Source organism: Pseudomonas sp. GW821-FHT01E10 (genome assembly GCF_059422365.1).
In genome coordinates this window covers 203,565-223,171 of record NZ_JBWKWT010000010.1, presented here as the reverse complement: position 1 = coordinate 223,171, position 19,607 = coordinate 203,565, and the positions used below count along the sequence as shown (strand labels likewise).

Genomic DNA, 19,607 nt, shown 5'->3' with positions numbered 1-19,607 from the left:
GTTGGTTGGGACTTCAGGGGTTCGAGAAAGTGCAGTAAATCTGAACGTCACTACGGATTGGTCGACAGAAGAAATAAGAAAAATCACTGCTAGGCTGTATTTCACACCTCAAGGAGAACGCCATGTCTGACCATCACACCTACAAGAAAGTCGAACTGGTTGGCTCGTCCACCAGCAGCATTGAAGACGCCATCAACAATGCCTTGGCCGAAGCCAACAAAAGCCTCAAGTACATGGAATGGTTTGAGGTGACCGAAACTCGCGGGCATATCAAAGACGGCAAAGCTGCACACTTCCAGGTGACACTCAAAGTCGGGTTCCGGATTGCCAGCAGCTGAGTTTGAGCCAGCCGTCTGAACTTGCGCGACGACTGAATGCCATAGGAAACAGCAAAGCGCTACAGAATGAGCGCATCCGGTAACAGGATGCCCTCCCTCTATTGATCCGACCAAGGAGTGCAACCCATGAAGAAGTTTATTCTGGCGGTAGGTTTGTTGAGCCTTGCGGGAACAGCCTTTGCCCAGGTCAAGTCGTGTGAAGAGCTGAAAGCCGAAATTGCTGCAAAACTGGACGCCAAGGGTGTTTCCAATTACACGCTGGAGATCGTCGACAAAGGCACTGCTGCCGGTGGAAAAGTCGTCGGGAAATGCGAGAAGGGCTCCAAGGTAATCGTTTACAAACAGGGCTGACTTCCCTCAATAACGAAAAGCCGACGCCATGGCGTCGGCTTTTTGTGGATGCCGTTTAAGTGTCAGCCCTTCATGACCTGCGCCAACAGTTCATAGGAGTGCACGCGATCGGCATGTTCATACAGGTCACAGGTGAAAATCAGTTCATCCGCCTGGGTCTGTTCGATCAGCACCTCAAGCTTGGCGCGGATTTTCTGCGGGCTGCCGACCATCGCCAGCCCCAGGAAATCACCGACCGCTTCTTTCTCATGGGGCAGCCACAGGCCGTCCATGGTCTTCACGGGTGGGCGTTGCACCAGGCTCTGGCCACGCATCAACGCAAGAATCCGCTGGTACACCGAAGTGGCCAGGTAATCGGCCTGCTCGTCGGTGTCTGCCGCCACCAGCGGCACACCGAGCATCACGTAAGGCTTATCCAACACCGCTGATGGCTTGAAGTGGTTGCGGTAGACGCGAATCGCTTCATGCATGAAGCGCGGTGCGAAATGTGAAGCGAAGGCGTAGGGCAATCCGCGCTCACCGGCCAGCTGCGCACTGAACAGGCTCGAACCCAACAACCAGACCGGGACATTGGTACCGGTACCTGGCATGGCAATGATCCGCTGATCCGGCGTGCGTGGGCCGAGGTAGCGCATCAACTCGGCCACGTCTTCCGGGAAATCGTCGGCGCTGCCGGAACGCTCGCGACGCAAGGCGCGGGCGGTCATTTGATCGGAGCCGGGCGCGCGCCCCAGGCCCAGGTCGATCCGGCCTGGATACAGGCTTTCAAGGGTGCCGAACTGCTCGGCGATCACCAGCGGCGCATGGTTGGGCAACATCACGCCCCCCGAGCCGACACGAATGGTCGAAGTGCCACCGGCCAGATAGCCCAGCAGGACCGAGGTCGCCGAGCTGGCGATCCCGTCCATATTGTGGTGTTCGGCGACCCAAAAGCGGTTGTAGCCGAATTTTTCGACGTGCTGCGCCAGGTCCAGGGAATTGCGCAGAGACTGGGCCGCACTGCCGTTCTCGCGCACGGGCACCAGATCGAGGGTCGAAAACTTGATCTCAGACAGTCGTTTCATAAACCTGCTTCTCCAATGGGTAAGCAGGTTTTTTCACCAACGAAAACCTGCCGAGGCTATAAGCGTGTTCTATGCAATGAGGGCATATACCCGAGTTTCAATAGAAGAGACAAAATTCCTGCACGATTAGAGGACTGATCAGATGAGGTGAACTTTGCCTGACGGTCTATCCTCAGAACCCTGGTAACCGAAAACCACGAAGGCGCGACGTTTCGCACCGGATCTTGAGGAGGCAGACATGGCTATCACAAAGAAAGCATCGGCTCATTGGGAAGGTGACCTGAAAACCGGCATTGGCTCAATCTCCACGGAAACCGGCGTACTCAGAGAAGCCCCTTACGGCTTCAAGGCCCGTTTCGAAGGCGGTAAAGGCACCAATCCGGAAGAGTTGATCGGTGCGGCCCACGCGGGCTGTTTCTCCATGGCATTTTCAATGATTCTCGGCGATGCCGGCCTCAAGGCCGACAGCATCGACACCAATGCCGAAGTCACTCTGGACCAGGTGGACGGCGGCTTTGCAATCACCGCAGTGAAACTGATCCTCAAGGCGAAAATCCCTGGGGCGACCCAGGCGCAATTCGAGGAATTGAGCAACAAGGCCAAAGAGGGCTGCCCGGTGTCCAAGGTGCTGAATGCGAAAATCAGCCTGGATGCGACGTTGGTCAGCTAAACCGATAAAAGATCGCAGCCGTCGGCAGCGCCTGGATTATTGATTGATCGGTAGGCGCTGTCGAAAGCTGCGATCTTTTTTTGCGTTGGAACAAAACATGGCTGGCGTAATTGTGGTCGAATAAATGACAGCAGCTTTAGCGCATCACCATGCGCGCTGCCTCAAGGGAGCTTCAACCATGAAACGTTTTGCCTTGGCGGTTATCTGTTGCACGCTGGCCACATCGGCTCTCGCGGTAACCAAATCGTGTGAGGAACTCAAGGCTGAGATCGAAGCCAAGATCCAGGCCAATAACGTCTCGTCCTACACCCTGGAAATCGTCACCAACGACGAAGTGCACGATCAGAATATGGTGGTCGGCACGTGCGACGGCGGCACGAAGAAAATCATCTACCAAAAAAATGACCGTTGATTCGCCTCACATGAGGCAGTAGCTCTCGCGATCTTCGGCGACAATCTCCCGCTTGGCGTTATACAGCCGGGCGCTGGGGCTGAACGCTATGGAGCGAGCCTCCAACAGATAACGCTGGCCGGCCTCGAAATGGTCGTAATTGATGGTCAGGTAGCATATTCGCTCCAGAGGAGTGTTCAGCAACCCCGGTCCTCCGCCAAACACTTCAAAGTCAAAACGTACCCTGAGCTCATGACTACCCGGGGTGACCTGAAAGTAACGGCCATCGCTCAACCGCTGGTTGTCCAGACGATCGGCCATCAGCAGTTTCCCGCCGGGAACTGGCGTAGCGAAGTCGACCCAGGCCATCTGCGGATTGACCGCCGGCAACGGACTCGTGCAGCCGACAAAGGCACCTGCAGCGAGCAACAGCAACAACCTGCGCATGATGAATATCCCAAGGACTGATCATTCAGCATAGCGCCGATCAGGTGCGTTGGCAGCCCGCTGGCTTACCCTGCCCAATCACTTTTCGCTGCTGATCATAAAGCTTTGCCCACGGCCGAAAGCCGATATTCCCCGCTTGCAGCTGATACCGCTGCCCGGCGTTGAAGTCCTTGAATTTCACATTCAACTGGCAGTCGCGCCACAACGGCTCGGCATCGGGGCCAATGTTGGTCGGCTGGACCGCGAACAAATAGCGAACCTTCAGCTCATGGCTGCCGGGCTGCACCTGGAAGTAGCGCTTGTCGATGGACGCCTTGTCATCGACTTTCAGCGCTTGCAGCGCGGCGTCTTGTTGTAATGGATCAAGATCGATCCAGGCCTGCGAAGGATCAGGGGTGGGCAATCCGGCACAGCCGGCCAGCATCAGCAGGCCTCCCGTCAGCATCAATTTGCGCATAGCGGAGCTCCAATAGGCGGGATAGTCTTGCGGGCAGACTTTCCAGGGATTTTTTTATTTTGATCAGGCCGCGTCCAAGCCTTGGGTTACTTGATCGCGTTTTACGCATTTTGTTTCCGGGTGTTTTTCTTTTGTCGCTCAATGGCTGCGCGAGCGTCAGCTATTACGGCCAATTGGCCAGTGGTCAGCTGCACTTGCTGCGGGCCCGGGAGCCGATTGCCAATGTGATTGCCGACCCCGACCGCGATCGGCAATTGCGTGCGCACCTGGCCCAGTCACAAAAGGCCCGAACGTTCGCCAGCCAACACCTGCATCTGCCGGACAACCAGAGCTACCGCTTGTACGCCGACATCGGCCGACCGTTTGTAGTCTGGAATGTCTTCGCCACGCCGGAGTTTTCGCTGAAGCCGCAGAACCATTGCTTCCCCGTCGCCGGCTGCGTCGCTTATCGCGGTTTTTACAGTCAGAGCGCTGCTCGCGGTGAGGCCGCCTTGCAACGCCTGCAAGGTATGGACGTGTCGATCGGCGGCGTCGAGGCCTATTCGACGCTCGGTTGGTTCAACGATCCGATTATTAGCTCGATGATGGCGTGGGGCGACGAGCGGTTGGCCACGCTGATATTCCACGAACTCGCGCACCAACGTTTTTATGTGAAAGACGACACCGAGTTCAACGAGTCCTTCGCCACGTTCGTCGAACAGGAAGGCACTCGCCAATGGCGCGCATTCCGAGACATGCCGCCGGACAATGGAGCGTTGGTACGCCAACGCGACCAGTTCATCCAATTGATTCTGGACACCCGCACCCGGCTTGAACGGCTTTACGCCCTACCGCTGCCGGCCGACCAAATGCGTGAGCGAAAAGCGGCCGAGTTCGAACAACTGCGCCGTGAGTACAGGACCCTGCGTGACAGCCAATGGGCTGGCAACAATCGCTACGATGCATGGATCAACGCCCCGATGAACAACGCCCGATTATTGCCGTTTGGTTTGTATGACCAGTGGGTGCCAGCGTTTACCGCACTGTTCAGGCAGGTCGATGGTGATTGGGTGAGGTTTTATGCGGCAGTGGAGAAGGTAGGCACGTTGCCGGTTGGGGAGCGCAAGGCGGCGTTGAGGGCGTTGGCAGGATCAGCGAATTCCGGTGGCTGAACGGGCCCCTTCGCGGGCAAGCCTCGCTCCTACAGGGGCGAGGCCAGACTACAAACTCGTAGGAGCGAGGCTTGCCCGCGAAGGCATACTGATCAGCGCTGCAAAAACGCCTGATGCAACTCATCCAGCGTCTCGAAGTGATACGCCGGTGCTTCGGCGCTCAATTCTTCCCGGCTGCCAAACCCATAACCCACCGCTGCCGCGTCCAGCCCATTGCTGCGAGCACCGATCAGGTCGTGCTTACGGTCGCCGACCATCAGCGTATTGGCCGGGTCGAGACCCTCTTCGGCCATCAAGTGTGCAATCAGCTCGACCTTGTTGGTCCGCGTGCCATCCAGCTCACTGCCATAAATCATCTTGAAATGCTTGGCGAAGTCGAAGTGCCGGGCAATTTCCCGGGCGAAAACCCATGGCTTGGAGGTCGCGATGTACAGCTGCCGCCCTTGGCCACCGAGGGTTTCCAGTAGAGGCGTGACACCGTCGAACACGCGGTTTTCATACAGGCCGGTGACCTTGAAGCGTTCACGATAGAAGTTCACTGCCTTCCAGGCCTTGGGTTCGTCGAAGTCATAGAACTGCATGAACGCCTGCAACAATGGCGGGCCAATGAAATGTTCGAGCCTGGTCAGGTCCGGTTCATCGATACCCAGTTTGCTCAGGGCGAACTGGATGGAGCGGGTGATGCCTTCGCGCGGGTCGGTCAGCGTGCCATCGAGGTCGAACAGTACGGTTTGGTAATGCATGGAAATTCCTGAGCAATAGCGAGACGCTTTCCGTTATCAAGCGGCTTAGAGCTGGTCGTAGCCTTCGGCCAGATGCAGGTCCTTGAGCTTCACGTAATTCGCTGCACTGTAGGTGAAAAAGGCTTTTTCCTTGTCCGTCAGCGGCCGGATCTGCTTCACCGGGCTCCCGACATAAAGGAAACCGCTTTCCAGGCGCTTACCCGGTGGCACCAGGCTACCGGCGCCGATGATCACATCGTCCTCGACCACCGCACCGTCCATGACGATGCTGCCCATGCCGATCAGAATCCGGTTGCCCACGGCGCAACCATGAAGCATGACTTTATGCGCGATGGTCACATCGTCGCCGATCAGTAACGGAAAGCCATCGGGGTTGAATGGCCCTGCATGGGTGATGTGCAACACGCAGCCGTCCTGCACGCTGGTGCGCGCACCGATCCGGATGCGATGCATGTCGCCGCGGATCACCGTCAGCGGCCAGACGGAGCTGTCTTCGCCGATTTCGACGTCGCCGATCACCACTGCCGAGCCGTCGACAAAAGCGCCTTTGCCCAGCAGCGGCGTGTAGTTCTGATACTTGCGAAGGGTCACGATAGGGTTTCTCTCTGTTGCCGATAGCTGCGGTGAACGTCGATTGTAATTAAGATGGGCGCATGTTTCTTCCCGCATGTTTTCCAGCCAAGGTGCCAACCGTGAGCGTGAACAACCCTCTTCTGCAGTCCTACGACCTGCCGCCGTTCTCGGCGATCCGTGCCGAACACGTGCAACCGGCCATTGAAAAAATCCTGGCTGACAACCGCGCCGCCATTGTCGAAATCCTCAAGACCCAGGCCAAACAACCGACCTGGGCCGGCCTGGTGCTGGCGATGGACGAACTCAACGATCGTCTGGGCGCCGCCTGGAGCCCGGTCAGCCACCTCAATGCCGTGTGCAACAGCGCTGAGTTGCGCGAGGCTTACGAGTCCTGCCTGCCGGCCCTGAGCGCCTACGCCACCGAGCTGGGCCAGAACCGTGAACTGTTTCAGGCCTATGAAGCGCTGGCGAACAGTCCTGAGGCCGCCGGTTTCGACGTGGCGCAGAAAACCATCCTGGAGCACGCCCTGCGTGACTTCCGCCTGTCGGGTATCGACCTGCCTGAAGCCGAACAAAAGCGTTATGCCGACGTGCAGAGCAAACTGTCGGAGCTGGGCAGTCGCTTCTCCAACCAGTTGCTCGACGCCACTCAGGCCTGGACCAAGCACATCACTGACGAAGCCGCCCTCGCTGGCCTGACCGATTCGGCCAAGGCGCAGATGGCCGCCGCCGCGCAAGCCAAAGACCTCGACGGCTGGCTGATCACCCTGGAATTCCCGAGTTACTACGCGGTGATGACCTACGCCCAGGACCGCGCCCTGCGCGAAGAAGTCTACGCCGCCTACTGCACCCGTGCGTCGGACCAAGGTCCGAATGCCGGTCAGAACGATAACGGCCCGGTCATGGAAGAAATCCTCGACCTGCGTCAGGAACTGGCAAAACTGTTGGGTTTCACCAGCTTCTCGGAGCTGAGCCTGGCGACCAAAATGGCCGAATCCAGCGATCAGGTACTCAGCTTCCTGCGCGACCTGGCCAAGCGCAGCAAGCCGTTCGCCGTCCGGGATCTGGAGCAGCTCAAGGCCTACGCCGCCGAACAGGGTTGCCCGGACCTGCAAAGCTGGGACAGCGGTTTCTACGGTGAAAAACTTCGCGAGCAGCGCTACAGCGTTGCCCAGGAAACCCTTCGCGCGTACTTCCCGATCGACAAGGTTCTGGGTGGGCTGTTCGCCATCGTCCAGCGGCTGTACGGCATCGAGATCGCCGAGCTGAAAGGCTACGATACCTGGCACCCGGACGTTCGCCTGTTCGAAATCAAGGAAAACGGCCAGCACGTCGGCCGCTTCTTCTTCGACCTCTATGCCCGCGCCAACAAGCGTGGCGGTGCCTGGATGGACGGCGCCCGCGATCACCGCCGCACAATCAATGGTGTGCTGCAAAGCCCGGTAGCGAACCTGATGTGCAACTTCACCCCGGCCGACAGCGGTAAACCAGCCCTGCTGACCCACGACGAAGTGACCACCCTGTTCCATGAATTCGGTCACGGCCTGCATCACCTGCTGACCCGCGTCGAGCACGCTGGCGTGTCCGGCATCAACGGCGTGGCCTGGGATGCGGTCGAGCTGCCAAGCCAGTTCATGGAAAACTGGTGCTGGGAGCCGGAAGGTCTGGCACTGATTTCCGGACATTACGAAACCGGCGAACCGTTGCCTCAGGATCTGCTGGAGAAAATGCTCGCGGCGAAGAACTTCCAGTCCGGACTGATGATGGTCCGCCAACTGGAGTTCTCGCTGTTCGACTTCGAGCTGCACGCCACTCACGGCGACGGCCGCAGCGTGTTGCAAGTGCTCGAAGGGGTACGTGATGAGGTTTCGGTCATGCGTCCACCGGCCTACAACCGTTTCCCCAACAGCTTCGCCCACATCTTCGCCGGTGGCTACGCGGCGGGTTACTACAGCTACAAGTGGGCTGAAGTATTGTCGGCCGATGCCTTCTCGAAATTCGAAGAAGACGGCGTGCTCAATGCCCAGACCGGTCGTGCATTCCGCGAAGCGATCCTGGCACGAGGTGGTTCCCAGGAACCGATGGTGCTGTTCGTCGACTTCCGTGGCCGTGCGCCATCGATTGACGCACTCTTGCGCCACAGCGGCCTGACCGAGGACGCGGCAGCATGAGTGAGGGACCTGTGATTACCAAAAAACGCTTTATCGCCGGGGCGGTCTGCCCGGCCTGCAGCGAGCCCGACAAGTTGATGATGTGGAACGAAGATACCGTTCCACATCGTGAGTGTGTGGCCTGCGGTTATTCCGATACGCTGAATGAACAAGGCCTGTCGGTGCCCAAGGAATTGGGCACCCGGGTTAACACCTCGGCACCCAAGGTGCCGGACGCCAAGGTTCAGGCCGTGCAGTTTTTCCCGAACCCGAAGCTGAAGAAAAAGCCTGACGAGCAACACTGAGTATCGAAAAACACCTTCCACTGCGCAACGCAGTGGAAGGTGTTACTTACTCGACATGGGCCGAGTTGAACCAACTCTTCATCGAACACATGGCAAACGGACTTGTGCTGCAATCACCATTGGCCAGCGCCGTACGAAGTTTGTCGACATCGGCCTGCATCATGTAGCGAATGCCGTCCTTGAAGTGGGTGCTATCGCCAAAACCGCCCTGAGTCATTTCACTCAGCGCATCTTCCTTACTCCAGCCCTGCACCACCACACGGTACATCGCCGCCATCAGGCCGGTGCGATCCGAGCCGTGTTTGCAGTGCATGAGCACAGGCCCTTTGGCCTCCGCGCTCTGAATCGTGCGAAGGGCCTTGAGCACATCACTGTCATCCACATGATTGGTGCGGTAGGGCAGTTGTATCTGGGTGATTCCGGGTTTTGACAACCAGCTCGAGTCCGGTTCAGGCAGGAAGTTGATGACGGTGGCGACCTTGAGTTTTTCCAGCAACGGCACCGCCCCCTTGTCCGGCAACGCACTGCGATAGAGGGTCGGGGACATCTGATAGAGGTTGTACTGAACCTCCACCGATTGAGCCCAGTCCGCAGGCCGGGATAGAGCAGCGTCGTCAGCGTGGGCCAGCGTCAGGTTGAAAAGTGCGGCCAGCGACAAAAGAAGCGTCGCAGGTAGAAGGCGCAGTAGGGACATGCTCAGGCGACCGTGAAGTGGTGGATAAGTGATCGATAGCCTGAACTCGGGACAGTCAAAGACCTGTGAGGGCACTGTCAAAGAATCGTGAATAGAACAGCAAATGCCCGAGGCTGGTGGTCATTCAGATCAGTCAGACTGTCCGACATCGCTAGTTGATTGAGAGACACTATCCGGCAAGACCTTGAGTTAATAGACACCGATAAAACCAGGCCTGCATGGAGTCTCATGCAGACCTGGCAACAACTATCAACTTCAGGGATTTACGATACTGGAATAAGCCTTGGCCAAGGCCAGCAGTTTTGCTTTGTCATCACCATCGATATCGCCATCACCGTCCACATCGCTGTTAATGGTTTTGATCGTGAAGGATTGACCACCATCGCTGGAAACCGCTGTCACATAGACGGAATCGACCAGTGCCTCTGTCTGCACTTCATTTACCGCATCCCATCCCGGCTCTTTACGGGCAAGCTGCATCGATACTTGTGCTTCACGAGGATTGGTTATGCTCGGCGCCAACAGTTGTAAAAAAATACCACGCTGATTAAAAAACGACATGATTAAATCCTTTTAATTAATAATCCACGACAACTTCGTGTGGCGAGGATAGTACTGATAGCCTTTGTAATTGCGCTACTTTATATATATTTCCGGTGATGACGGTTGCGCGATGCGCTTGATCCATAAACTTGTCTTGTTAGTTCCTTTATATAATCTCCGATGTTCACTCGCCGAACGGCACTGGTTTGTCGCTTTCCCCCTTGATACTGTATGCACATACAGCCAATGGGTTTTTATCGATGAACACGCCTCTGCCACCCCGCGGTCGCGGCACCGCCACCAACCCTCACAACCGTTTCGCACCGAACCGTTCGGTGGCCGAGGATGACGGCTGGTATCAGGAAGCACCAATCACCCAAGGCACCGAGGTGCGCATCGAGACGGCGAAGACCATCATTACCCGCAACAACTCGCCGGACTTGCCCTTCGACCGCTCGATCAATCCCTATCGTGGCTGCGAGCATGGCTGTATCTATTGCTATGCTCGGCCCAGCCACGCTTATTGGGACATGTCGCCGGGTCTGGATTTCGAAACCAGACTGATCGCCAAGACCAACGCCGCCGATGTGCTGGAAGAACAACTGTCCAAACGCGGCTATCAATGCGCGCCGATCAACCTGGGCTCCAACACCGATCCTTATCAGCCGATCGAGCGTGAATACAAAATCACCCGCAGGACCCTCGAGGTGCTGCTGCGCTATCGCCATCCGGTGACCATCATCACCAAGGGCTCGCTGATTCTGCGCGATCTGGACCTGCTGGCCGAACTCGCCGAACAACGACTGGTGGCGGTAATGATCAGCCTCACCACTCTGGACGATGAGCTCAAACGCATCCTCGAACCCCGTACGGCTGCGCCCAAGGCACGACTGCGGGCGATCCGGGTAATGCGTGAAGCGGGGATTCCGGTGGGTGTCTTGTGTTCACCGATGATTCCGATGATCAACGACAGCGAACTCGAAAGCCTGCTGACTGAAGCCCATGCGGCCGGAGCGCAAACTGCGGCTTACATGATGTTGCGCCTGCCGCTGGAAGTGGCGCCGCTGTTCGAAGAGTGGCTGGCCGCCCACTATCCTCAACGTGCAGCTCATGTGTTGAGCCTGATCCGCCAGAGCCGTGGTGGGGAGCTTTACGACAGTCGGTTTGGTGCCCGTATGCGCGGTGAAGGACCGTTTGCCGATCTGCTGGCGCAGCGTTTTGCCAAAACCATCAAGCGCCTGGGGCTCAACCGTCGGGAAGGTTTCGATCTGGACTGCAAAGCCTTTTGTCCGCCGGGTCGCCAGATGTCATTGATTTAAGGACAATCGGACCTATGGTGGAGTAGTGAAAAAAGTACGTCGCGTTCAAGCTGGTCATATTTCTTATGACCTGGAACGTACGTTCTAGAGCGCTTGATTCAGTTTGAGTTAAGCTTCGGCCGCTACCTTGTTCATCGAGTGACTGATGGGTCTGCTTTTCGACCTGGATGTTTTTTATACAGCCACTGGCTTCACATCGGACAAAACGGGAAAATTCCCTGACTCCGCCAAAGAGGATGAATCATGAGTGACAAGGATAAACAGCCTTTGGCTGCGTCGGCTTCAGCCCAACCCGAGGCGGAAACCGCCGATGCAGCGCTGCAGCATATCGTTGACGGCTTTTTGCATTTTCATCACGAGATCTTTCCGCAGCAGGAAGAACTCTTCAAAAAACTCGCCACGGCCCAGCGGCCTCGGGCGATGTTCATCGCGTGCGCCGATTCGCGCATTGTTCCCGAGCTGATCACCCAAAGCGCCCCCGGCGACCTGTTCGTCACCCGTAACGTCGGCAACGTCGTGCCGCCTTATGGGCAAATGAACGGTGGTGTTTCCACAGCCATCGAATACGCAGTGCTGGCGCTCGGCGTGCAGCACATCATCATCTGCGGCCACTCCGACTGTGGCGCCATGCGCGCAGTACTCAACCCGCAGAGCCTGGAAAAGATGCCGACGGTCAAAGCCTGGCTGCGCCATGCGGAAGTGGCGAAAACCATGGTTCAGGACAACTGCCATTGCTCGAATGAAAGCGAGAGCATGCACATCCTTACCGAAGAGAATGTGATCGCTCAGTTGCAACATTTGCGCACGCACCCGTCGGTGGCCTCGCGCATGGCCAACGGTCAGCTGTTTATCCATGGTTGGGTGTACAACATCGAAACCAGCGAAATCCAGGCTTACGACGCGGATCAGGGTTGTTTCCTGCCGCTCGATGGCAGCCATCCGATTCCGGTGGCGACGCCCAAAGCGCGCTTCTAAATCCTCTTCGTAGCCTGTCTCACAACAACGTTTGCGAGACAGGTCAACAGATCCCTGTGTGGTTTAGCCGAGGCTGCTGATCAGGCAGCCCGGCTTTGCCATGCCTGAAGAAAACTTCGGGAGAGTCACCATGCGTGCCGCTCAATTAAAAGCTGTTCTGCCACGGGAGCTGCTGGCTTCGGTGGTTGTGTTTCTGGTTGCCCTGCCTTTGTGCATGGGCATCGCCATCGCCTCGGGGCTGCCACCAGCCAAAGGCCTGATCACCGGCATCATCGGTGGGCTGGTAGTTGGCTGGCTTGCCGGTTCACCGCTGCAAGTCAGCGGTCCGGCGGCAGGCCTGGCGGTATTGGTGTTCGAACTGGTGCGCCAGCATGGTATCGCCATGCTCGGGCCGATCCTGCTACTGGCGGGTTTTCTGCAATTGGTAGCCGGGCGTTTGAAACTGGGTTGCTGGTTTCGGGTCACGGCGCCGGCTGTGGTGTACGGCATGCTCGCCGGCATCGGCGTGTTGATCGTGCTGTCGCAGGTGCACGTAATGCTCGATGCCGTGCCCAAGCCCTCAGGGCTGGATAACCTGGCGGCCTTTCCTACTGCAGTGATTCAGGCTTTGCCTTCGTTTGGCTGGCAAGCGGGTTTGCTCGGGCTGTCGACCATTGCCGTGATGTGGCTGTGGGAAAAATTCCGCCCGCATTCCCTGCGTTTCGTTCCCGGCGCATTGCTCGGGGTCGGTCTGGCAACGATCGCCAGCCTGGCGCTCGCCTTGCAGGTCAAACGTGTGGAGGTCCCGGCTAACCTGGCGGAGGCCATCGATTGGCTACGCCCGGCGGATCTGCTCAACCTGGCTGACCCAACCCTGCTGATCGCCGCCTTCGCCGTGGCCTTTATCGCCAGCGCCGAAACCCTGCTCTCGGCCGCCGCCGTGGATCGCATGCACAGTGGTCAACGCTCGGACTTCGACCGCGAATTGTCGGCACAAGGTGTGGGCAACATGTTGTGTGGCCTGCTCGGCGCGCTGCCGATGACCGGGGTGATCGTGCGCAGCTCGGCCAACGTTCAAGCCGGCGCCACCACCCGCCTGTCGACGGTGTTCCATGGCCTGTGGTTGCTGGCTTTCGTGTTGCTGCTATCGAGCGTGCTGCAAAGCATTCCGGTGGCGAGCCTGGCGGGCGTCCTGGTTTACACCGGTTTCAAACTGGTGGACCTCAAAGCCTTTCGCGGCCTGGGCCGTTATGGCCGGATGCCGATGTTTACCTATGCGGCGACTGCACTGGCAATCATCTTCACCGACCTGCTGACGGGCGTGCTGATCGGCTTTGGCCTGACGCTGGCCAAACTGGCCTGGAAGGCTTCGCGCCTGAAAATCAGCCTGATCGATCTACCGGCGGACGGCGAGATGGAACTGCGTCTGGTGGGGGCGGCGACTTTCCTCAAGGTGCCGGCGTTGACCCAGGTGCTGGGGAGCATTCCCGCTGGCGCGACGGTGCATGTGCCGCTCAATAACCTGAGCTACATCGATCACTCGTGCCTTGAGTTGCTGGAGGAGTGGGGCCGGGCCAATGCGGCCAAGGGTTCGAAGTTGGTGATTGAAGCGCGGGGGTTGAAGCGCAGATTGGAAGGACGGTTGCGGACCACCACCGGGGTAGGCTCAACGGCCGGTTGAAGCCCCCCTGTAGGAGCGAGCGGTGCGGCGATCCGACTTGCCCGCGAAGCTTTTGGCGTACTTGGGGACGCCGTCGCGGGCAAGCCTCGCTCCTACAGGGTTGCATAGACTTACGCGGCTGGTTGATCCAGCTCCAGCTCCACGCCCAATTGGCGCGACAGGCACGGCCAGCGCTTCCACGCGGCGCCGGTGTCCGGGCTGTTGAGTTTCTCGCGGTAGGCCTCCACCGACTCCAGCGCGAAACTTTCATCGTCAAGCATCTCGTCCACGGCGTGATGCACCGCCTCATCCAGTTGGTTGGCAAATTCCTCGCCAATCAATTGGTGGGCAATCAGGTTGGCGACAGTCATGTCCAAGGGGATCAATGGCTGGCCAAAATGCTTGATGTACAGGTCGTTGACCTCTTCGACCAGGCGGTGCGCCAGATAAGCTTCGTCCAGCAGGCTGTCCAGGCCAACGTGACCGGCCATGATCGCCGGCGGTTGGAGGAAGAACTGCTCGGCGATTGTCAGCACCGGCTTGATCTGCGATTCGATGCCCGCTTCCCTGGCGACTTCATTGGCTGCATCCAGCAGGTCTGGCACTTGTTCTATATACGCGGCCACAAAACGCGTCATCACGCCGTTAGCGTCGACATCCGGCAATTGGATGGCGGAGTGAAGGTGCGGCAGTTGGGTTTCCAGCTGACGAGTCAGCAGGCCGGTCTCGGCCTCGTGTTGTTGGGCTTGTTGGATCTGCTCGCGCAATGCGGCGGTGTTCATGAAAACTCCAGGAAACAAAGGCAATGAAATAGGGAAGACATAACTTAGCTGGCTCAGGAAAAAGGCTAAGACGCATTTGTCATAATTATTTCATCCTTGAGACATCGAAGTTATATCGATTTGCCACCACTCGTCTGCATCCTTCTCCATTCGTGACCTGGAACGCAAGTCCAACCTGTTTCAGCTGATTTACCCCATCGCGTTGCGAGGTGGCAGTCGCTGTCTATACTCGGTTCTGAATGGAGTTAGCTGATGACACCCGACTGCATACGCAGCAAGGCTCGGCGATTCAAGTTCGTGGTCTGAAAATGCCGCTCCCTTGCCGCAGGCGTTACGCCTACGGGATAACAAGAACGATAAGGGGAACCCGCAATGATGCGACATCCACATGTCTGGATGGGCCTCCTGTTGTGGTCGATTTTCAGTCAGGCGCAAGCGGCCTGGACTGTCAATATGGCGCCTGGAGCGACTGAGATCAGTCACGCAGTATTCGATCTGCACATGACCATTTTCTGGATTTGTGTGGTGATCGGCATCATCGTCTTCGGCGCCATGTTCTGGTCGATGATGATCCACCGCCGCTCGACCGGGCAGGTGGCCGCAAAATTTCATGAAAGCACCACCGTTGAAATCCTCTGGACCATCGTCCCCCTGCTTATCCTGGTAGCCATGGCGGTCCCCGCAACCGCCACACTGATCAAGATGTACGACAACACGGAGCCGGATATCGATATCCAGGTCACCGGCTATCAGTGGAAGTGGCATTACAAATACCTGGGTCAGGACGTCGAATTTTTCAGCAACCTGACTACCCCCGCCGATCAGATCCACAACAAGGAAGCCAAGGGCGAGCATTACCTGCTGGAGGTCGACAAGCCACTGGTGCTGCCGATCGGTGCCAAGGTGCGTTTTCTGGTGACCTCCGCCGACGTCATCCACTCTTGGTGGGTGCCGGCCTTCGCAGTCAAGCGCGATGCGATTCCGGGCTTCGTCAATGAATCCTGGACCCGTGTCGACAAGCCCGGCATCTACCGTGGCCAGTGCGCCGAGCTGTGCGGCAAGGACCACGGCTTCATGCCGATCGTGGTCGAGGTCAAGGAAAAGGCCGACTACGAAAAATGGCTGGGCGAGCGCAAGGCGGAAGCCGCGCAACTCAAAGAGCTGACCAGCAAGGAATGGACCCTCGACGAGCTCAAGGAGCGCGGCGACAAGATTTATCACACCACTTGCGTGGCCTGTCACCAGGCCGAAGGCCAGGGCCTGCCGCCGATGTTCCCGGCACTCAAGGGCTCGAAAATCGCCACCGGGCCGAAAGAGGCTCACCTGAGCCTGGTTTTCCATGGCAAGCCCGGCACCGCGATGGCGGCGTTTGGCAAGCAGCTCTCGGAAGTCGATATCGCGGCGGTCGTGACCTACGAACGTAACGCCTGGGGCAACAACAAAGGCGACATGGTCACCCCTAAAGAAGTGCTGGAGCTGAAACAGGCGGAAAGCAAATGACCCGGTCTATTGCGTACTCAAGGAATCGGTCGGGGCATGACGTCCCGGTTCGCCCAGCCCAGCCGTTTGCAGGAGACAGGACATGACTGTTGTAGTCGATGACCATGTTCATACCGATACCGCCCACGCCCACGGCCCCGCCAAAGGCCTGATGCGCTGGGTGTTGACCACCAACCACAAGGATATCGGCACGCTGTACCTGTGGTTTGCATTCACTATGTTCCTGCTGGGCGGCTCGTTCGCCATGGTGATCCGTGCCGAGCTGTTCCAGCCGGGACTGCAAATCGTCGAACCGGCGTTCTTCAACCAGATGACCACCATGCACGGTCTGGTGATGGTCTTCGGCGCGGTGATGCCGGCCTTCGTCGGCCTCGCCAACTGGATGATCCCGTTGATGATCGGCGCGCCGGACATGGCCCTGCCGCGAATGAACAACTTCAGCTTCTGGCTGTTGCCGGCCGCGTTCATTCTGCTGGTATCGACCCTGTTCACCCCCGGTGGCGGGCCGAACTTCGGCTGGACCTTCTACGCACCGCTGTCGACCACCTACGCGCCGGAAAGCGTGACGTTCTTCATCTTCGCCATCCACTTGATGGGGATCAGTTCGATCATGGGCGCAATCAACGTGATCGCGACCATCCTCAACCTGCGCGCCCCCGGCATGACGTTGATGAAAATGCCGCTGTTCGTCTGGACCTGGCTGATCACCGCGTTCCTGCTGATCGCGGTGATGCCGGTGCTGGCCGGCTGCGTGACCATGATGCTGATGGACATCCACTTCGGCACCAGTTTCTTCAGTGCCGCCGGTGGCGGTGATCCGGTGCTGTTCCAGCACGTGTTCTGGTTCTTCGGTCACCCCGAGGTGTACATCATGATCCTGCCGGCCTTCGGTGCCGTCAGCTCGATCATTCCGGCGTTCTCGCGCAAGCCGCTGTTTGGCTACACCTCGATGGTCTATGCCACGGCCAGTATTGCGTTCCTGTCATTCATCGTCTGGGCGCACCACATGTTCGTGGTCGGCATTCCGCTGGTGGGCGAGTTGTTCTTCATGTACGCCACGCTGCTGATCGCAGTGCCGACCGGCGTGAAGGTGTTCAACTGGGCCAGCACCATGTGGCAAGGCTCGCTGACCTTCGAGACGCCGATGCTGTTCGCCGTGGCGTTCGTGATCCTGTTCTCCATTGGCGGATTCTCCGGGCTGATGCTGGCCATCGCCCCGGCAGACTTCCAGTACCAGGACACCTACTTCGTGGTCGCGCACTTCCATTACGTGCTGGTGCCGGGGGCGATCTTCGGGATCTTCGCCTCGGCTTACTTCTGGCTGCCGAAATGGACCGGCCACATGTACGACGAAACCCTCGGCAAGCTGCACTTCTGGCTGTCTTTCATCGGCATGAACATGGCGTTCTTCCCGATGCACTTCGTGGGCCTGGCGGGCATGCCGCGGCGGATTCCGGACTACAACCTGCAATTCGCCGACTTCAACATGGTGTCGTCGATCGGCGCGTTCATGTTTGGTGCCACGCAGATCTTCTTCCTGTTCATCGTGATCAAGACCATTCGCGGCGGCGAGCCGGCACCGGCCAAGCCGTGGGATGGTGCCGAAGGCCTGGAATGGAGCATTCCATCGCCCGCGCCGTATCACACCTTCACCACACCGCCGGAAGTGAAATGAAACGCCTCGGTCCTGTAGGAGCCGGCTTGCTGGCGATGAACGCAGCGCGGTGTGTCAGACACTCCGCCTTCGCTGGCAAGCCAGCTCCTACAGGATATGGCGTAGAGGCTGGAAATAATGGCTGACTCGATCTCGATGAAGAAACTGGTCACCCGCCTGTTACTGGTGGTGGCGGCGATGTTTGTCTTCGGCTTTGCCCTGGTGCCGATCTACGACGTGATGTGCAAGGCATTCGGCATCAATGGCAAAACCGCCGGGCAGTATGAAGGCGAGCAAACGGTCGACGCCTCGCGGCAGGTTCGCGTGCAGTTTCTGTCGACCAACGCTGCTGACATGCCCTGGGATTTCTATCCCAAGACGGATGAGCTGACCGCGCACCCCGGGGCGGTGAACGAGATGATTTTTATCGCCCACAACCCCACCGACCGGCCGATGAGCGCCCAGGCGGTGCCGAGTATCGCGCCGAGTGCAGCCGCGGCGTACTTCCACAAGACCGAATGTTTCTGCTTTACCCAGCAAGTGCTGCAGCCCGGTCAACGCATCGAGATGCCAGTACGGTTCATCGTTGACCGCGACATGCCCAAGGATGTGAAGCACCTGACGCTGTCCTACACGCTGTTCGATATCACCGCACGTCATCCGCCCGTAGCTGTTGCAGCAAGCACGGGTGGCTAGGCGTTAAAGCGTGCCCGATAAGGAGAACAATAAATGGCAACTCATGAACATTATTACGTTCCAGCCCAGAGCAAATGGCCGATCATCGCCACGATCGGCATGCTGGTCACGGTGTTCGGCCTGGGCACCTGGTTCAACGACCTGAAGGCTGCGCGGCCGGAATCCCATGGCCCGCTGATCTTTTTCGTCGGCGGACTGCTGCTGGCCTACATGCTGTTCGGCTGGTTCGGGACGGTGGTCAAGGAAAGTCGCGCGGGGTTGTACAGCCCGCAACTCGACCGCTCGTTCCGCTGGGGCATGAGCTGGTTCATTTTCTCGGAGGTGATGTTCTTCCTGGCCTTTTTCGGTGCGCTGTTTTATGTGCGCAACATCGCGGGCCCGGCACTGGGTGGTGAAGGCACCAAAGGCATCGCCCACATGCTGTGGCCGACGTTCGAGTTCACCTGGCCGCTGCTGAACAACCCGGACTCGAAACTCTTTCCTCCCCCCAAGGAAGTCATCAGCCCCTGGGGCCTGCCTCTGCTCAACACCGTGCTGCTGGTGAGTTCCAGCGTCACCGTGACCATCGCTCACCACGCCTTGAAGAAAGGCCATCGCGGGGCGCTGAAAATCTGGCTGGCGCTGACCGTGTTGCTCGGTTGCGGCTTCCTGGGCTTTCAAGCCAAAGAATACCTGCACGCCTACCACGAGCTGGGCTTGACCCTCGGTTCCGGCATCTACGGCGCAACGTTCTTCATGCTCACCGGTTTCCACGGTGCCCACGTGACCATCGGCACCATCATTCTGTTCGTGATGCTGATGCGCATCATGCGCGGGCACTTCAATGCAGACCACCATTTCGGCTTCGAGGCGGCGACCTGGTATTGGCACTTTGTGGATGTGGTGTGGATCGGGTTGTTCGTTTTCGTCTACGTACTTTGAGCCTGGTACTCATGACTACCAAGGCACGTGAGACACCAACTGGCCGCTGAAAAAACCCCAGGCGATCAAGCCGACAGTAATGGCGGCCAGCGCAACACGAATACTCAAGGCGATGACCAGGCGATTCGAGCTGCTGTCGTCCTTGACCAGAAAAAACAGGCCGCTGAACAGGCTGACAACCGTGGCAATCAGCATCAGGACGATGGCTGCTTTGAGCATGGTGACACTCCGGGGGACAGGCGAT

23 protein-coding genes are annotated in these 19,607 nt (G+C 58.2%); 14 read left to right on the top strand and 9 right to left on the bottom strand.

Going from position 1 to position 19,607, the window contains the following annotated elements:
- Window positions 1-122: 122 nt before the first annotated feature.
- Window positions 123-338 (top strand): dodecin, encoded by a 216-nt coding sequence (locus AC07V0_RS19160; protein WP_018927240.1) that lies wholly within the window; start codon window positions 123-125, stop codon window positions 336-338.
- 126 nt (window positions 339-464) lie between these two features.
- On the top strand, window positions 465-689 hold the full coding sequence (locus tag AC07V0_RS19155; protein ID WP_018927241.1) for a DUF1161 domain-containing protein: 225 nt from the start codon (window positions 465-467) through the stop codon (window positions 687-689).
- Between the two features lie 62 nt (window positions 690-751).
- On the opposite strand, the gene AC07V0_RS19150 is transcribed toward AC07V0_RS19155, so the two are convergent.
- Window positions 752-1,753: an LLM class flavin-dependent oxidoreductase gene (locus AC07V0_RS19150; RefSeq protein WP_064615703.1), complete on the bottom strand. Its 1,002-nt coding sequence runs from the start codon at window positions 1,751-1,753 to the stop codon at window positions 752-754.
- Between the two features lie 238 nt (window positions 1,754-1,991).
- On the opposite strand from AC07V0_RS19150, the gene AC07V0_RS19145 reads away from it, so the two are divergent.
- Together AC07V0_RS19145 and AC07V0_RS19140 are read left to right on the top strand one after the other, a co-directional pair.
- Window positions 1,992-2,423: an OsmC family protein gene (locus tag AC07V0_RS19145; RefSeq protein WP_008152515.1), complete on the top strand. Its 432-nt coding sequence runs from the start codon at window positions 1,992-1,994 to the stop codon at window positions 2,421-2,423.
- 178 nt (window positions 2,424-2,601) lie between these two features.
- The gene (locus tag AC07V0_RS19140) at window positions 2,602-2,835 is read left to right on the top strand and encodes a DUF1161 domain-containing protein (RefSeq protein WP_018927243.1); all 234 of its coding nucleotides are present in this window, start codon (window positions 2,602-2,604) and stop codon (window positions 2,833-2,835) included.
- A 6-nt stretch (window positions 2,836-2,841) separates the two neighbouring features.
- Here the strand turns inward: AC07V0_RS19140 and AC07V0_RS19135 are convergent, their stop codons facing one another.
- Together AC07V0_RS19135 and AC07V0_RS19130 are read right to left on the bottom strand one after the other, a co-directional pair.
- Window positions 2,842-3,261 (bottom strand): PA0061/PA0062 family lipoprotein, encoded by a 420-nt coding sequence (locus AC07V0_RS19135; protein ID WP_064615701.1) that lies wholly within the window; start codon window positions 3,259-3,261, stop codon window positions 2,842-2,844.
- A 40-nt stretch (window positions 3,262-3,301) separates the two neighbouring features.
- Window positions 3,302-3,718 carry a PA0061/PA0062 family lipoprotein gene (locus AC07V0_RS19130; protein WP_018927245.1) on the bottom strand — a complete coding sequence of 139 codons (417 nt, stop codon included), beginning with the start codon at window positions 3,716-3,718 and terminating at the stop codon, window positions 3,302-3,304.
- Between the two features lie 59 nt (window positions 3,719-3,777).
- Here AC07V0_RS19130 and AC07V0_RS19125 point away from each other — a divergent pair, with 59 nt between their 5' ends.
- The gene (locus tag AC07V0_RS19125) at window positions 3,778-4,869 is read left to right on the top strand and encodes an aminopeptidase (RefSeq protein ID WP_026286505.1); all 1,092 of its coding nucleotides are present in this window, start codon (window positions 3,778-3,780) and stop codon (window positions 4,867-4,869) included.
- 92 nt (window positions 4,870-4,961) lie between these two features.
- Here the strand turns inward: AC07V0_RS19125 and AC07V0_RS19120 are convergent, their stop codons facing one another.
- A complete protein-coding gene (locus AC07V0_RS19120) occupies window positions 4,962-5,612 on the bottom strand; it encodes an HAD family hydrolase (protein ID WP_495019819.1) in 651 nt (216 codons plus the stop codon).
- Window positions 5,613-5,657: 45 nt separating this feature from the next.
- The gene (locus AC07V0_RS19115; protein WP_007940736.1) at window positions 5,658-6,203 is read right to left on the bottom strand and encodes a gamma carbonic anhydrase family protein; all 546 of its coding nucleotides are present in this window, start codon (window positions 6,201-6,203) and stop codon (window positions 5,658-5,660) included.
- 101 nt (window positions 6,204-6,304) lie between these two features.
- Between AC07V0_RS19115 and prlC the strand changes: the two genes are divergently transcribed.
- Both prlC and AC07V0_RS19105 read left to right on the top strand, forming a co-directional pair.
- Window positions 6,305-8,356, top strand: coding sequence for an oligopeptidase A (gene prlC / locus AC07V0_RS19110; protein ID WP_495019818.1), 2,052 nt, complete (start codon window positions 6,305-6,307; stop codon window positions 8,354-8,356).
- Window positions 8,353-8,640 (top strand): YheV family putative zinc ribbon protein, encoded by a 288-nt coding sequence (locus AC07V0_RS19105; RefSeq protein ID WP_064615693.1) that lies wholly within the window; start codon window positions 8,353-8,355, stop codon window positions 8,638-8,640. The genes prlC and AC07V0_RS19105 overlap by 4 nt, the downstream gene beginning before the upstream one ends.
- Before the next feature lie 46 nt (window positions 8,641-8,686).
- Here the strand turns inward: AC07V0_RS19105 and AC07V0_RS19100 are convergent, their stop codons facing one another.
- On the bottom strand, window positions 8,687-9,334 hold the full coding sequence (locus tag AC07V0_RS19100) for a dual specificity protein phosphatase family protein (protein ID WP_026286506.1): 648 nt from the start codon (window positions 9,332-9,334) through the stop codon (window positions 8,687-8,689).
- Between the two features lie 255 nt (window positions 9,335-9,589).
- Window positions 9,590-9,895, bottom strand: a complete 306-nt coding sequence (locus AC07V0_RS19095) for a hypothetical protein (protein WP_064615689.1) — start codon at window positions 9,893-9,895, stop codon at window positions 9,590-9,592.
- Between the two features lie 242 nt (window positions 9,896-10,137).
- On the opposite strand from AC07V0_RS19095, the gene AC07V0_RS19090 reads away from it, so the two are divergent.
- The 3 genes from AC07V0_RS19090 (at window position 10,138) to AC07V0_RS19080 (ending at window position 13,831) form a co-directional block, all read left to right on the top strand.
- The gene (locus AC07V0_RS19090) at window positions 10,138-11,196 is read left to right on the top strand and encodes a PA0069 family radical SAM protein (protein ID WP_019651195.1); all 1,059 of its coding nucleotides are present in this window, start codon (window positions 10,138-10,140) and stop codon (window positions 11,194-11,196) included.
- A gap of 243 nt (window positions 11,197-11,439) precedes the next feature.
- Window positions 11,440-12,171 carry a carbonic anhydrase gene (locus tag AC07V0_RS19085; RefSeq protein ID WP_018927254.1) on the top strand — a complete coding sequence of 244 codons (732 nt, stop codon included), beginning with the start codon at window positions 11,440-11,442 and terminating at the stop codon, window positions 12,169-12,171.
- 130 nt (window positions 12,172-12,301) lie between these two features.
- Window positions 12,302-13,831, top strand: a complete 1,530-nt coding sequence (locus AC07V0_RS19080; RefSeq protein ID WP_018927255.1) for a SulP family inorganic anion transporter — start codon at window positions 12,302-12,304, stop codon at window positions 13,829-13,831.
- A 110-nt stretch (window positions 13,832-13,941) separates the two neighbouring features.
- On the opposite strand, the gene AC07V0_RS19075 is transcribed toward AC07V0_RS19080, so the two are convergent.
- The gene (locus AC07V0_RS19075) at window positions 13,942-14,592 is read right to left on the bottom strand and encodes a hypothetical protein (RefSeq protein WP_018927256.1); all 651 of its coding nucleotides are present in this window, start codon (window positions 14,590-14,592) and stop codon (window positions 13,942-13,944) included.
- Window positions 14,593-14,964: 372 nt separating this feature from the next.
- Here AC07V0_RS19075 and coxB point away from each other — a divergent pair, with 372 nt between their 5' ends.
- From coxB to AC07V0_RS19055, 4 genes are all read left to right on the top strand, one after another.
- Entirely contained in the window at window positions 14,965-16,092 is a 1,128-nt protein-coding gene (gene coxB / locus AC07V0_RS19070; protein WP_019580289.1) for a cytochrome c oxidase subunit II, read from the top strand.
- Between the two features lie 82 nt (window positions 16,093-16,174).
- Window positions 16,175-17,767, top strand: a complete 1,593-nt coding sequence (gene ctaD, locus AC07V0_RS19065; protein ID WP_064615680.1) for a cytochrome c oxidase subunit I — start codon at window positions 16,175-16,177, stop codon at window positions 17,765-17,767.
- A gap of 117 nt (window positions 17,768-17,884) precedes the next feature.
- Window positions 17,885-18,442, top strand: coding sequence for a cytochrome c oxidase assembly protein (locus tag AC07V0_RS19060; protein WP_018927259.1), 558 nt, complete (start codon window positions 17,885-17,887; stop codon window positions 18,440-18,442).
- A 33-nt stretch (window positions 18,443-18,475) separates the two neighbouring features.
- A complete protein-coding gene (locus AC07V0_RS19055; RefSeq protein WP_018927260.1) occupies window positions 18,476-19,363 on the top strand; it encodes a cytochrome c oxidase subunit 3 in 888 nt (295 codons plus the stop codon).
- Between the two features lie 15 nt (window positions 19,364-19,378).
- Here the strand turns inward: AC07V0_RS19055 and AC07V0_RS19050 are convergent, their stop codons facing one another.
- Entirely contained in the window at window positions 19,379-19,582 is a 204-nt protein-coding gene (locus tag AC07V0_RS19050) for a twin transmembrane helix small protein (protein ID WP_018927261.1), read from the bottom strand.
- Window positions 19,583-19,607: the final 25 nt, after the last annotated feature.